General features: G+C 59.0%; 18 protein-coding genes. 6 read left to right on the top strand and 12 right to left on the bottom strand.

All coding sequences use genetic code 11. The annotated features are described in order from the left end of the window. Positions 1 to 70: 70 nt before the first annotated feature. Entirely contained in the window at positions 71 to 646 is a 576-nt protein-coding gene (locus ACQUQO_RS16935; RefSeq protein ID WP_435079629.1) for a hypothetical protein, read from the bottom strand. Between the two features lie 78 nt (positions 647 to 724). Beyond that, complete coding sequence (locus tag ACQUQO_RS16940; RefSeq protein WP_435079631.1) at positions 725 to 1,327, bottom strand: NUDIX hydrolase N-terminal domain-containing protein; 603 nt, start codon at positions 1,325 to 1,327, stop codon at positions 725 to 727. An 86-nt stretch (positions 1,328 to 1,413) separates the two neighbouring features. On the opposite strand from ACQUQO_RS16940, the gene ACQUQO_RS16945 reads away from it, so the two are divergent. Next, positions 1,414 to 1,803, top strand: coding sequence for a GNAT family N-acetyltransferase (locus ACQUQO_RS16945; RefSeq protein ID WP_435079633.1), 390 nt, complete (start codon positions 1,414 to 1,416; stop codon positions 1,801 to 1,803). A 228-nt stretch (positions 1,804 to 2,031) separates the two neighbouring features. Here ACQUQO_RS16945 and ACQUQO_RS16950 read toward each other — a convergent pair whose 3' ends face one another. From ACQUQO_RS16950 to ACQUQO_RS16965, 4 genes are all read right to left on the bottom strand, one after another. Beyond that, positions 2,032 to 2,196: a hypothetical protein gene (locus tag ACQUQO_RS16950; RefSeq protein WP_435079634.1), complete on the bottom strand. Its 165-nt coding sequence runs from the start codon at positions 2,194 to 2,196 to the stop codon at positions 2,032 to 2,034. Positions 2,197 to 2,328: 132 nt separating this feature from the next. Continuing rightward, a complete protein-coding gene (locus tag ACQUQO_RS16955) occupies positions 2,329 to 2,913 on the bottom strand; it encodes a hypothetical protein (protein ID WP_435079636.1) in 585 nt (194 codons plus the stop codon). After that, positions 2,910 to 3,173 carry a hypothetical protein gene (locus ACQUQO_RS16960; protein ID WP_435079637.1) on the bottom strand — a complete coding sequence of 88 codons (264 nt, stop codon included), beginning with the start codon at positions 3,171 to 3,173 and terminating at the stop codon, positions 2,910 to 2,912. Before ACQUQO_RS16960 ends, ACQUQO_RS16955 begins: the two co-directional genes overlap by 4 nt. Positions 3,174 to 3,439: 266 nt before the next feature. After that, positions 3,440 to 4,438 (bottom strand): ParA family protein, encoded by a 999-nt coding sequence (locus ACQUQO_RS16965; protein WP_435079639.1) that lies wholly within the window; start codon positions 4,436 to 4,438, stop codon positions 3,440 to 3,442. Positions 4,439 to 4,588: 150 nt separating this feature from the next. On the opposite strand from ACQUQO_RS16965, the gene ACQUQO_RS16970 reads away from it, so the two are divergent. Further along, positions 4,589 to 4,756, top strand: coding sequence for a DUF1931 domain-containing protein (locus ACQUQO_RS16970; protein ID WP_435079641.1), 168 nt, complete (start codon positions 4,589 to 4,591; stop codon positions 4,754 to 4,756). Positions 4,757 to 4,809: 53 nt separating this feature from the next. Here ACQUQO_RS16970 and ACQUQO_RS16975 read toward each other — a convergent pair whose 3' ends face one another. From ACQUQO_RS16975 to ACQUQO_RS16990, 4 genes are all read right to left on the bottom strand, one after another. Beyond that, positions 4,810 to 6,105 carry an RNA-guided endonuclease InsQ/TnpB family protein gene (locus tag ACQUQO_RS16975; protein WP_435079643.1) on the bottom strand — a complete coding sequence of 432 codons (1,296 nt, stop codon included), beginning with the start codon at positions 6,103 to 6,105 and terminating at the stop codon, positions 4,810 to 4,812. After that, the gene (gene tnpA / locus ACQUQO_RS16980) at positions 6,102 to 6,470 is read right to left on the bottom strand and encodes an IS200/IS605 family transposase (protein WP_435079645.1); all 369 of its coding nucleotides are present in this window, start codon (positions 6,468 to 6,470) and stop codon (positions 6,102 to 6,104) included. The genes ACQUQO_RS16975 and tnpA overlap by 4 nt, the downstream gene beginning before the upstream one ends. 449 nt (positions 6,471 to 6,919) lie before the next feature. Further along, entirely contained in the window at positions 6,920 to 7,210 is a 291-nt protein-coding gene (locus tag ACQUQO_RS16985; RefSeq protein ID WP_435079647.1) for a hypothetical protein, read from the bottom strand. A gap of 6 nt (positions 7,211 to 7,216) precedes the next feature. Beyond that, entirely contained in the window at positions 7,217 to 7,624 is a 408-nt protein-coding gene (locus tag ACQUQO_RS16990; RefSeq protein ID WP_435079649.1) for a hypothetical protein, read from the bottom strand. A gap of 417 nt (positions 7,625 to 8,041) precedes the next feature. Here ACQUQO_RS16990 and ACQUQO_RS16995 point away from each other — a divergent pair, with 417 nt between their 5' ends. From ACQUQO_RS16995 to ACQUQO_RS17010, 4 genes are all read left to right on the top strand, one after another. After that, entirely contained in the window at positions 8,042 to 8,521 is a 480-nt protein-coding gene (locus tag ACQUQO_RS16995) for an SWIM zinc finger family protein (RefSeq protein WP_435079650.1), read from the top strand. Continuing rightward, the gene (locus ACQUQO_RS17000; RefSeq protein WP_435079652.1) at positions 8,521 to 9,396 is read left to right on the top strand and encodes a hypothetical protein; all 876 of its coding nucleotides are present in this window, start codon (positions 8,521 to 8,523) and stop codon (positions 9,394 to 9,396) included. Before ACQUQO_RS16995 ends, ACQUQO_RS17000 begins: the two co-directional genes overlap by 1 nt. Positions 9,397 to 9,740: 344 nt before the next feature. Beyond that, positions 9,741 to 10,373 (top strand): hypothetical protein, encoded by a 633-nt coding sequence (locus tag ACQUQO_RS17005; protein WP_435079654.1) that lies wholly within the window; start codon positions 9,741 to 9,743, stop codon positions 10,371 to 10,373. Positions 10,374 to 10,521: 148 nt separating this feature from the next. Beyond that, positions 10,522 to 10,728 carry a hypothetical protein gene (locus tag ACQUQO_RS17010; RefSeq protein WP_435079656.1) on the top strand — a complete coding sequence of 69 codons (207 nt, stop codon included), beginning with the start codon at positions 10,522 to 10,524 and terminating at the stop codon, positions 10,726 to 10,728. A gap of 485 nt (positions 10,729 to 11,213) precedes the next feature. Here ACQUQO_RS17010 and ACQUQO_RS17015 read toward each other — a convergent pair whose 3' ends face one another. Further along, complete coding sequence (locus tag ACQUQO_RS17015) at positions 11,214 to 11,375, bottom strand: DUF7563 family protein (RefSeq protein ID WP_435079658.1); 162 nt, start codon at positions 11,373 to 11,375, stop codon at positions 11,214 to 11,216. Positions 11,376 to 11,772: 397 nt separating this feature from the next. Then, positions 11,773 to 12,606, bottom strand: a complete 834-nt coding sequence (gene tbsP / locus ACQUQO_RS17020) for a transcriptional regulator TbsP (RefSeq protein WP_435079660.1) — start codon at positions 12,604 to 12,606, stop codon at positions 11,773 to 11,775. Between the last annotated feature and the right edge of the window lie 288 nt (positions 12,607 to 12,894).

Here is a 12,894-nt window from a genome sequence, read left to right on the forward strand (position 1 = left end):
CAGGTCACTGATTCATCCGCTTCATTCCTACAACGTATCAGCTATTGGGCTGTTGAGCCAAAGTGGACAACTAGCGACAGTGCGAGAGTCCTACCACGTAGTCAGCACGCTCGCGCAGGTCAGTGGCGGCCGCGCAAGCGGCCTTGACCGGGTCGTCTACACGGAGATCAGCCGCACTCGGCGTGATCTCCGGAAGTTGTGGGGTCGTCACGCCGAAAATACCGACGCGACCTACAGCAGTATCGACGACACGCATTGGTTGGACGCCTGATTCCACCCCGAATAGTCCGTTGTCGTCGTAGAGGTTCGCGCAGGTCCAGTTTGCTCGGAGGCCGTGAACGGACTCGCGCATATTGTCGGGGCCGTGATCGAATTCATGATTACCAAATGTCTCGGCATCAGGGGCGACAGCCTGAAAGAACGGGGCCGCAAGCGCACGTCCAGTGGGGGTCGGCAAGTCAACGCCGTTTTTGTTATGTGAGACGGTCGCCGCAACCCCGAGTGCCGTATTATCACCCGCACCGACGGTGAGCGTCGCGCCGTCGCGCTGCTCGGTAAGGAAACTGGCAAGCCGGGCGACGCGCTCGGGGTCGTCGTAGATTCCCTCAAGATCTGAGTAGCCGAGAACGGTAAGTGAATCTGCCATGCCGTACGATTGTCCTCACGAATCCATAGGTGTTGGTTGCCCCGATGAGAGAAACAGGAAAATGAACCGATGTTGTATCTATTTCTCTTTGGCCCATAGCTGACGTGCATCAAGCGCTGGCTGTTGGAATTCGAGCGTCCATTCGGGAACGTCTTCGATACCCCAGTAGCGGAGATCCATCCCCTCTCTTGACAATTGCAATGTCCCGCCAATCTTCTTACAGAGGTACAGCAGAAGGACGTGGCCGTGTGGATTGAGTGCATTGGATTCCATGGGGTAGGCGTCAACCACTTCAACAGTCTCGACATCAAGGCCGGTTTCCTCGCGTGTCTCGCGCACCGCAGTTTCAGCTGGTCCCTCAAACGGTTCGACCGCGCCACCGGGGATATCCCATGTCCCTTTCACAGGTTCGTCAGGGCGCTCCATCAGCAATATCCGTCCTTCCTCGTCGAAGATTGCTGCCTTGACGCCGATGTTCGGGGTGACATACCCGAGATTACGGGTGAGGCGCTCGTGGACCTCTTCTGAGGACACCTTCAACGTCTCGTCGTACTGTTGAGCGACGAGTTCAAGAATGCGCTCATAGCGCTCTTTATCGTACGGATGGTCGTTGCGCTCCGCCCAGAACAGGCCAGCCTGAGCCAGGACACGGAGTTCGTCAAGTAGTCGAAGAACGTCCATGCTTCAGTGCCTCCCCGGCAGGACTTAGTTGTCAGCCAATCGTATGCCGTTATTCAGGTGTTCGTATGGAGATACGCGAATTAGAAATGGAGACCGAGCGTCGGGCGGCGGTTCCGATTCTCCGCCAGCTCTGGATCGATATTGACCCAGAAGAGGTCTTGAATTGGACCGGCAACGAGGACTATCATCTATTCGGCCGATATGACGACGGCGAGATCGTTGCCGTCGCTGGAGTTCTCATTGCGGGGATGTTACACCACTCTCGACACGCATGGCTCTACGATCTCGTGGTCGACGAACCCCGAAGACGAGAAGGACACGGAACTGCACTCATTCGCTTTACCGAAGAGTGGGCTCAAGAACGAGGTTGTGAGTACATCTCGCTTGCCTCGCCCCTCGCCAAGGAGGATACTCACAACTACTACGAGGAGCAGGACTACGATAAGTGGGGGTATGTTATTGAGAAGGAACTCTGAGATTCTATCTTGTTCATCAGGCACGTGTGACAGTTGAGTCGGTAGTGCTGCATACGCGCCCTGTATCTCGGACGCTGTATATCTCAGCTATTGGGAAGAACTCGCGTGAAACTATGGACTGTCCCGAGAATCCGCATAGGAAAGCCAGTACCGAATCACGAACTCCGCGATGACCACGAGAACGGCCGGGCCTGCTCTCCGAGGTCTTCCACCCGCTCATCGAGGTCTTCAAGTCACGTCATGATCCGCCAACTGTTCGTCATGGTCCGTCAACCGTTCGGCAGCGTCGATTGTCGCACCCTCTTCGTCGAAAATCGCGTCGGGCTCTCTGGCGAGATGCCGAAGGTAGAGCGTGCGATTGCGAAACTCACGTTCCTCGTACTCGTCGTCCAACGCTTCGATGGTTCCGGCTCTGGCCGGAGCGTGATCGCATCCATGACCGAACGCGAGCATAAGAGGACACATGAAGAATACGCACGTGTTCTGTTGCTCTTCATTGATGAGCGAGGCGGGTAGTAGAGATCTCTACCGTCGTCTTCGCCTGTCGAAATCGAGATAGAAGACGGCCCATGTAGGCAATGTCGAGACCATTTTCACGAAAGCCGCAATGCCGACGAAAACGAGCGTCAGACCCTCTACAATGACTATCGTTTGCGTCCAGCCGACTCCATACGTCGCAATCGCAGCGACGACACCAGCCATCAACACCCAGCCGCCAAGAACAGTTCCCGGCCACCCAAACAGAACGAACGCAATCACGACGAGCACGCCAACTGCTACCCAGAACGTTGTCGAGGGAGAGAGGCCGGCAATCGTAATAATGGCGTCCAGTCGCACGAGGTAATTCAGCACCACGAGCGCGGCGAAGACGTATGCGAGCCATCCAACCACAGTTCCAATAATGAACCCGACTGCCGGGAAGAGTAGCTCACCGCTGCTCTCCGAGCGCTGTTCGGCCGCTCTCGGATGTCGTTCCCGACGTTCAGGCGACATGGTACTGTTCGCCGGGCCGACAGCGTAGGCCGCGAGGTCCCCATCCGACACGGGGGAACGTTCGCGGACGCCCGCGGTGTCGCAAGTGGCGCTCTCGGCGTGTGTTGGCCGTCTCACGCATCAGCAGTCACCTCGGCTGGGACAGGTGTGTACGGGTTCGCATCAAGCGCGTCGCGCACCTCAGACGGTGATTCAGACATCTCGCGGACTGGCTCTATGCCGTGTTCGAGAATGAGGGGGTAGACGTGGCGGTTTTTCTGCAATTCGACATCGTAGGCTTTCCGGTAGTGGTACCGCACATCCTCAAAGACATCAATAACAGCGTCGTGCAGTCGCGGGTCGAGATACATATAGAGCGCAGTGTTCTCGCGTTTCACGTTCTCATCGCCGGCTTGTGACCACAGAGTCTCGTCGTCATCGGAATCGCTTTCTTGACCGGATTGGCTGGTTTGTTCGGACTGTCCGCTTTGGCTGGTTTCTCCAGTTGTTCCGGTTTGTCCGGACTGTCCGCTTTGGTCGTCATCGTTCTCGGCGCTAGTATCGCTCTCAGTAGACGCGGAACGGGTGCGCTCTCGTGAGCGTGAGCGTCGGTCGGTAAGCCGCTCCGCCCGACTCTGGGTGTCATCCGCATCATCTTCGTTACTCATTGTGCATCACCTTCAGGTTCAGGTGCCGGTCTCGTTTCCGGCTGTGTGTCCGCACCATCTTCGTCGAAGCTCGTTTCAAGAGCCGCCGCGAGATCATCGAAGACCGCGCACATATCTCGGTTCGGATCCCGATTTTCCGGGTCGTAAGCGAACAGCGAAACACCAGCATCGGACGCCCGCTGGAGCGCGACCCGCTTTCGCACTTCGAACACAGGAACGTCGCCGAACGCTTTCGTCGACGCCGCCTCGAAATACTCCAGCATCTCATCTGCTACAGCCGTCGCTTCGACGCGATTAGCGACGAGTGCACGCTCGTGGATCGTGATGTCGTACTCGTGTTCGATCTGCGCGAGGTAATCGTTCATCAACTCGATGGCGCGCTGGCTGGTGCCTTCAGCGAGCGCCGGGATGATGATGTTCCGCGCGGCGAACAGCGCGTTGTCGGTCATGTGTCCGAGGTTCGGCGGACAGTCCACGATGACGAAATCGTATGGTGCACGCGTCCCTGTCCGCATTCGTTCGGCGCGTTGCTCATCGGTCAGCTGATGTACCTCCGCGAGTGCGAGTGACAACTGTTCGCCCGCCCGCCGCGTCACCGTCAGGTCGGCCTCAATCGTCGCCATGTCGATGTTCGCCGGCAGCACGTCCATCTCCCCATCCGGGTGGGGGTGGATGAGTTTAGGCGTCACGTGGCGCTGCTGAGCGTCAGTGAGCGCATCGTACAGCGACGGTGGTTGTGCTTCGAAGGTGTCAGCCAGCCCGAGTCCTTCAGTCGCGTTGCCTTGCGGGTCGAGGTCAACGAACAGTACGTCATGCCCGCGTTCGTTCAGTGCTCCCGCGAGGTTGATAGCGACTGTTGTTTTGCCCACTCCACCCTTCTGATTGATCGCCGCGATAGTCGGCGGTGAGGCAACGGCGGGTGTGTCAACATCGGTACTACGGTCGGTTTCAGAACCGGTGCGCTCCAAGCCGGAGTGTCCAGTTTGCCCGGACATACTATCTACTCCGGTCTGCGCGGACAAACCAGTTAAAAGTTACTACCGTAACCACAACCGAACACCGAATGTCAACTGTATTCTCACAGGAGAGCCAACGAGAGCGGCGAATATCAACACCTTCAACAGATTGGCCGCGAGAGCGCGTCTGTGGCAGATACCATTGTCAAAGCGGCCGTGAAGGACGAACTGAGCGAGATGAACGTTTCCAGTGATTTCTACGACGCGCTCGATAGCGAAGTCAGCGACCTGCTCGCAGACGCCGCCCAGCGCGCAGATGACAACGACCGCAAAACGGTCCAAGCCCGCGACCTTTGACATCCTCCCCGCCCTGAAGGGCGAGGATTCCTCCGGTAGGGGGTTCGGACGGCCTACGCCGTCGAACCTACGGAAGTCTTTTGCTGGTACGCACGAACCTCGTTGGGACGAGAGTGTGGTAGCTCTGACCATCGGTGGTCGTCCCACTTGAGGCGTGCGGGCCGTGCCATCGACCCAACTTCGCCGTTCGTCTGTTGTGCGAGGAACTTTGCCGAAGCGTCCAAATCGGCGTGTCCCTCGTAGCCGCACGGGCACCAGAACAAGTCGCCCGACCGAACGGTATCCTCCCGTTCGCCACAGTCGGGGCACTCCCGCGTGGTGTTCGCTTCCGGTTTCACTTCGACCGTGATACCGAACTCGGCAGCGGTGTGCGCGAGACGGTCGATGAACGCTCGGAACGCCCAGAAGTTGTGCGTTTTCGCGTTCACTTCGACCGACCAGTGTTTGTCGAGAACGCCCTTGAGAGCGCCGACGTACATCGTCGCAACGCCTTCGGCATGAAGGTGCTCCATCAGGTCGCGGGCGAGGGCGTCCTGTGCGTGGTCGCGCCGCCGCGTCCGACGCCGGTACAACCGCCGTATCCTGTCGCTCGAATACCGGCCTTCGCGGAGCTTCGCCTGCAATCGGGCGATTTCTCGCGTTGTCTCGCGGAAGCGGTCGAACAGGTCGCGCCCCTCGTACAGCAGTTGCGTTCCGGTGGTCGTACTGCACGCAACGAGGTTGTTTGCGCCCACATCCAGAGCGGCGGTTTCGTCCGCCAGTGGTGAATCCAGTCGAGAATCTTCGACGGCGACTGGTTGAATTGCTCTGAATTGGTCGCTCATCTCGTCGTAGTACAGTTCGAGTTGCCCGGCTTCGCCGTCCCACTTCGGGTCGCCATGAACGTCGAGACGGAGACGTTCGCGGTAGCCGATGTCGTATTCCTCTTTCAGTTGCTTGCCGACCGGGACATCGAGGATGGACTGTTCGCGGTTGCCCGTCGCCCACCGAAGCGTGTACTGGTCGTTGCGGATGTACGTTCGTAACGTTCGGCCTTCGTCCTCGTTGCCCCAGTAGCCGGGAAGCCCGTTCACTTCCCCGCTCTCCTTGAGCTTGAAGAACGAGCGCCACGCTTGGTCGTTCTTCCGCACGACCTGTTGAGCGGTCGCACTGCCAACGACATCTTTGTACGCACCGTAGTGGTCGTCGGCTTCCCAGATGGGCGCGTCGATGTCCGGGTCGGTGAGATACTGCCGTCGCCCGTAGTTGGTTTCGTTCCACAAGGACGCCGAAGCGTCCAACAGCCGCCGAAGGCACTCCGCGTCCGATTCTGAACGGGGAACGACGCGGAAGACGTTGACGCGCTTCATTCGTACTGCTCCTGAATGTACTGATCAATCGCTTCTTTTGAGACACTTCCGGCGGACCCAACGTAGTACGAACGAGTCCACTTGATACGGTCGTCGTGCCGGTCATTGTACCACCGGGCTGAAATGCCCTTGAGCCAGTTGACCAGAAGCGACGGCGCATTCTTCGGTGGACTGCCGACGAACAGGTGAACGTGGTCGTCCATGATTTTGGCTTCGACCAGTTCGATGCCTTTGCTTTCGCAAATCTCGTTGAAGATGCTTTCGAGGGGTTCTGCCTTCCCCGTCAGTGCCGACTGCCGGTACTTCGGCACGAACACTACGTGGTAATAGAGTTCGTAGACCGCATGACGGGTACTCTTTGGCATCCATGCATACTATGGGTGACCGGACGCTTAACCGCTCCGGTCGAACCCCAGTTCGGCTACTGCCGGGTAGTTGGCGGTTGCACACTACTACGGGAAAGCTTACGGCGCGTATCCCCGCTGCGAACGGCGAGGCTTTGCGCCTGTTTACACGTAATCGCGCTGGAGCTATATTCCCGACCTTCTCAGCATCCAGCAGTTGCGTCTGTTCAGCACACCGATGCCGGATGGTGACTTCGGATACGCCGCCAACATCAGCGACCTCGCGTTGGGTGAATCGGCCATCCTGCTCATGGTCCACGAGATATAACGCAGCGGCGGCCACCCCGGAGGCTTCACCCCTGATAATAGTCCTGCCTCGATACTCTCAGCCACGATCTCGTGCGCTCGCGGTTTCGTCTCACCACTCACATCCAACGGCCCAGCGAACCGCGACACGAATTCATGGGGACTCACAGGTTCGAGGTCAACGGCGATTCGTCCGTGAGGTGCCTGTACGACCGGCCAAGCACAATCCGATTCATGTCGGCGACACCGCTCACCTCATCCAGCGTACGAGTGTCGTCAGTGCGGCGGAACGCAGCATACACCGCGCTCGCAGCTATCGCTTCGACTGACTGACTCACGTGCAATACCGCAGCGAACGCGTGATGAGCGAACGCACGGGCAAGCTCGCGGACGTTCTCGGAAGCGTCGAGAGCGTCCGCCACCCGCGTGAGTGCAGCCTGCTGGCGCTTGTTCATGGACAGCTAGCTTGTATCGGGTTGTTCGACCGAGTGTTTGTCACCATTCTCGTACACGGTGCCGTCAGCCAGCGTAATCGGCCCGTCTATCTCGCGGGACAACCGCTTGAGGGCCATGTCAGTATCCGCCGTCTCGTTGGCGTCAGCGCTCTCCTTATCGTCCTCGTCGGGGATGTACCACAACACGGTTCGCCCGCCCGTATCCCGCTTTTCGACTTTCCGCTCGAATCGCAACTCTTGGAGTTTGTTCCGCGCGGTCAGCGTCGAGCAGCCGAGCGCATCGGAGATGTCCGACGCGATACCGACCTGCTTCGGCAACGACGCCAGTATGTCGTACGCTTCCTCGGTTGAATACATCTCCGCGTACTCTCCCTGTTCATTCCACTCGCGTTCTATCTGGTCCTCGTCCGCCATATTCACCCTATGAAATCCACCGGCTTAGTAGTAACGCACTACCTCAAAGTCAGAAGAAAATGGGAAACAACTATGTAACCACTATATTTAAACAGTCAAAATAGATGACCGATGTCGAATCCCCACGCGAGCGCCTACAAGCAGGCCAATTGTCGTTCTCAGCGGTGGGAGCACCACGCGATTATGACGAGCCCAAGTCCGCAACGAACCTCCACGACCGCCTCACCGTCTTCTGGAGGCGAATAGCACCAAAACCGAGAGACAGCAATAAGAAATCAATAGCACGAAAGAAAAACTTTAAGTTTCTAAGGCCGTTACTACGGAGTAGAGACAGACCGGCCCCTCGGGGCGCTGTTCCAACGAGGAAAGTGCCCGCGCGCTCTAACGCGCGGGCTGGTTGTCTCATCCCAGACAACCATGAGCACGAACGAACCCAGCGGTCAAGAACGTACCGACGACGAACGACGCGGCAGTAAAGCGGTCGCCAAGCGCGTCCACCGAGCGCTCGATAGCTTCTACCACGTCGAAGCCGCCGATGACGGCGAATATACGATTTTCAGCGGGTCGGGCAATACCTACACGGTCAACCTCCCCGAAGGCACCTGTACGTGCCCGGACGGTCAGCGCAGCGCGTGGTGTAAACACGCCCACCGTGCCGCGTTCGTGACCGGTGAAATCCCCGCCATCGACGGCGTTCACGTCGAACCCGTCGACGCGCCCAACACCGAAGCCGACGGCGAGGACACCGACGATGAACCCGACGCCAATGCCGAGACGCTGGCCGAGCGCGTCGAACGCTTCGAGGCGAACAACCCCGGCGCGTCGGCCATTGAGGTCATCGGCCAGCTCGGCATCGACCCCAGCCAGAAAGGGGAAGTCGAGGAGGTGCTGGCCTAATGAGCGACAGTCCGACCGTTACCCAGCAGTATTCGTTTGCCGTCGGCGAGGACGGCGACACCGACGGTATTGAGCCATCCGAGGAAAGCGTCGAGACCTCGCTGGAAGCGTTCGGCGCGTCGGTGGACCACCGCGAGCGCGACACCCGCATCGACAAGCCCGAAGCGACGAGTTTCGGCGTGGACGACCGCAAGACCGTCACGCGTGGCGATGGCGGCGAGCAGCGCGCGCTCTTCGCCGACACCACCGACGACCAGCAAACGCTGACAGGCGAGCGCGCCGCCAGTCAATGCCTCTTCGAGAGCGATGACACCGAAAGCGACGAGACGGCCGACGAGGACGGCGAGAGCGACGATGACCCTACCGCGACCGAGAGCGATGAACCCAGCCCGCGAGCGCTCGCCGATGGCGGGCGTGTCAAGGACGACAGCGAGGAGGGTGACGACGGCGACAGTACCGAGGAAAACGGTGATGACACGGACCCCACGTTCGACCCCGACGAGGAGACCGTCACTGACGCATGGGAAGGCGCGTTTATCTCCGCGAGCTGGGGTTACAATCAGACCAACGTCGAACTCGCCCAAATCGGCGAAGTCAGCGACAGCGGGAAGACTGTCCTCACCCGGTTCGTCACCGCCGAGCGCGTCGACCACGGACGCACGAGCGAGCAGCTACGTCCGACTGCCGACCAGTACGGCGACGAGTTTCGCCTACACGTTCGGGACGGCATCGAGAGCGATCCACGCTTTCGCGGCAGCTACCCACTCGGCAATGACGGTGACATGAACGGACCCACCCGCCGAGGGTCGTTCTACCCGTGGAGCAACGACCCGGAGAACTCGATACGACAGACCGCGACCAACCACGGCCACTAGCTCGCCAACCCGTCGCATCAGCCCGTCAGACGGTCTTTATTTGCCGAGCGTACGAACGACGAGAAGCCATCAGTTTGCCGTCTCAGCAGAGCCGCACATACGCCATTATGACAAGTCCAACCTTTCCACACCACACAGCGCCGCAACCAGCGCGGCAGACCCACCGCGAGCGGCGAAATCGAAAGACTACGATAAGATGCCGATAAGACAGAGGGAAAAGTTTAAGGTATTGGTGCTGTTACTATGGAGTAGAGACAGACCGGTCCCTCGGGGCGCTTTCGAGCTGGAAGGAAGTGCCCGCGCGCTGGAACGCGCGGGCCGGTTGTCTCGCCTGGAGAACAACCATGAGCACGAACGAATGCAACGGTCAAGAACGTACCGACAGCGAACCAACCAAAGCCGAACGACGCGCCAACTGGGAAGGCTTCGAGTTTCGGGTTCCTGCCGAGGGACGGGTTCGCGTCGAAAACGTCAGTTACGGCGATGAATCCGACGAACACGTCTATGTGGTAAGCGTCGAGGCCGGCATCCCCTTCGACTGTACCTGTCCCGCATGGGCATATCACAACCCCGAGAGTGGCTGTAAGCACATGCAGGCCGTCGAAAATCAGCCTGCCGTCACCCGTGCCGCCAGCACCACGACCGACCAGCAGGTTGCCGCCGACGGTGGAACCCAACAGGCTGTCCCCACCGACGCAGGCGACACCAACGACAGCCGACCACAGACCGACCATTGTGGTCAGGTGGTCGAACACTTCGATGATGAATCCGTCGGCGCGGGCGAAAGATCCGAGTGTCAGTCCTGCGGCACGCGCTTCGAGATAGCGATGATAGCCGCGACCGCCGAGAACAACCCCAACTGGGAGGAATTTTACGAGTGTCAGAGCTGTGGCGCGACGGGTTCGTTCCGCTTCAACGGCGAGAGCGAAGCAGACCGACGGCGGTGGACCGGCCGCATCGCCTACCCGGACGCCTAACGTCGATGCAATGCGCGATTTGCGGGGCAAACGGCGTTGAATACGACGACCCGGTTGCACCCCGCTCGGCTACACGCGGACTTTGCGGTATCTGTCGGCGGCGCGAGGGCGCGCGCTAACCACCCAGTCGGCCGGTTTCGGACCCACCATGCAACAGACCACGCTCATCGACGACCAGACGACCACCGACGACACGACGACCACGAGCGCGAGCACGACCGCCCGCGAATCTTCGACGAACGCGAGGACGATGCTCGCACCCGCCGATCAGCGCGGCGGCGACGCTGCTGTCAGTGGTGCCTCGCCGCAGCAAGTACGTTCTTCGCCTCAATACGTGGGAGCGAGAATTGAGTAGGACAAGTTATTTCCACACAAAGCTTATTACAAATAGCTTGGAAGCATTAGTTGGAGCACCTCCCCGCTCCTTGAAAATCGGGGACCAGATTGGCCCGCTGCGTGGCATCACCGCTGTGGAAGAAATCTCCCCGAACCGTCTCTCACAGGCCAGTTCCATAAGTCAACTGGCCAACCTTCCTGTTACCCTGTTCGACAGCCAACGACCCGCAGAGAGAGCAATTCGAGCAAATATTCGTCAGTGACGAGGTCATCGAGGACGGTCCCGTCGCTTCTTCCTCGGTCGAGATCGGCTGTGGGCCGGCGACCCGGAGTGGCGAACAGGTGTCTCTCGGCGGGACGAACAGCTCTACGAATTAGTCTGAATCCACGCCTGTGGAGTCTGGCGTCCCTGTGTCCTAAAAAAACGCCGACACAGAAGCAGGAAGCCCCCCCCCCCTAACGGAGTGAGGGCAAAGCCCGAACGGAGCAGGGCGGGGTAGTTCACTAACCGTTCTGCCGGGATGCTTTCGCCTCGCGCACGTCATTCCCATCACGCACCATGTCGGGACAGTTCGGACAGACGCGCACGGTATCCATCTCGGTCGGCGCGAACACACGAACGTATTGCTCGGTCACGAACGCGCTGCAATTCAGACAGTCGGGCATAGTGGAGTCAGTTGACTCTCGGCACTTCGTTCTACCGGATACCTGTCGAAATTCGCCCTATCGTACCTGCTTTCGCTCCGGTTCGCCACCGGTAGAATATCCACACTTCTTTGTACAAGTCGACACGACCGATGAGACCGGGACGAATGGGGAAGGAGTTTGATGTACGATAGCGTGTCATAGAACTCTTCACACGACTCAGCAACAGTCCGAAAACCGGTGTTTGAGAAGCAGCCAGTATTGTCGTTATTCAGAGCCAGCGGTAGCAGGCCTCTCAACCGGCTCCTGAAAACTATGCCAACCGTTCTATGACACACTGGTACGATGAAACGACCGTCTCTCTGGAATCGCAGCTGCTCTCTCGCTCCCGAAAAGCTTCGACACCCAATCGCGTCTGTCAGGCCGGAGCCGCCGAGAGCAACTCCCGAACTACACTCGGCAACTCCTCAGTATCCGCCTCACGCAGGCGCTCATCACCCAGCAGTAAGCGCAACCGTGGTCGTCCAACGTCGATTGGCACTTTCTCCGTGTCGATCACGCCCTGCTCTTCAAGTCGCGTCTTTGTCCGCGAGAACGTCGCCGTGCTCGCGACACCCGTGTCCTCACCCCAACGAGAAATGTCGTACAGCAGCTGTTCGTGTTTCGCTGCGACGAGCAGACTCACTTCGACCTCATCCAGCTCGCCCTCGTCCATCTCCGTGACCGACTCCAGTACCGTCCGAAAGTCTGAGGTCATCTCCGAACCGAACTCTTCGCCGAGTGTTTCCAGTACTCGCGAGTACGCCGGTGTTCGCAGAGCGAACTCCTCGCTCTCTTCCCAGACACCGCTCCAGCACTCGCGAACCGCTGTGACGAACTCCCTATCGTCGGTCACCAGCGCCGCGCTCTGATCGTCATCCGGCGTGAGCAACGAGACGACCGCTTCCTCTGTCACTACCAACTCGCCATCCAGCTGCTCAGGAGCAACAGCGCGCATGTCCAACCTCTCCGCTTCGAGCAACTCCGCCGCCGTGCTCGCCAGCACGAAATCATCCCGCAGCCATTTCAACACGTCTTCATCGACGAGCAAACGTACGTTCGGTGGGTCCTCGCTCTCAGCGAGTATCTCGACGAGGTCCCCTGTCGCATCCTCGTCGAAACCCACTATAATGATCTCTCCGCTCGCCTCAGCAAGGATCGTCTGAAGATTCTCGACGACCGATGGCCCTACTCGACTTCCACTAATCGTCATAGAGTCCAGTAGGTGTTGATGCTATATCCACCTTCTGCATTATATTAATAGCTTCATGGAGAATGAATGTGACAGAGATGCACACTCGACCACTTTCGAAGAGAAGCATCACTTCTCCAAAGCTGTACAGACCGGTGAAAGGCTTCGTCTCGTTCTGTGATTATGCTTTCACAACCCCCACCCCACGGAGGGGGAAGGGCCTCTGTCAGATATTACAGTTCCGTGTTCGACAGGCGCTAACGCCACGTCCTTTAGGGCGTGGATACAGCGCCGTCCGCGTCGGTCGCA

It is taken from the genome of Halococcus sp. AFM35 (assembly GCF_051195015.1).
GTDB lineage: Archaea > Halobacteriota > Halobacteria > Halobacteriales > Halococcaceae > Halococcus.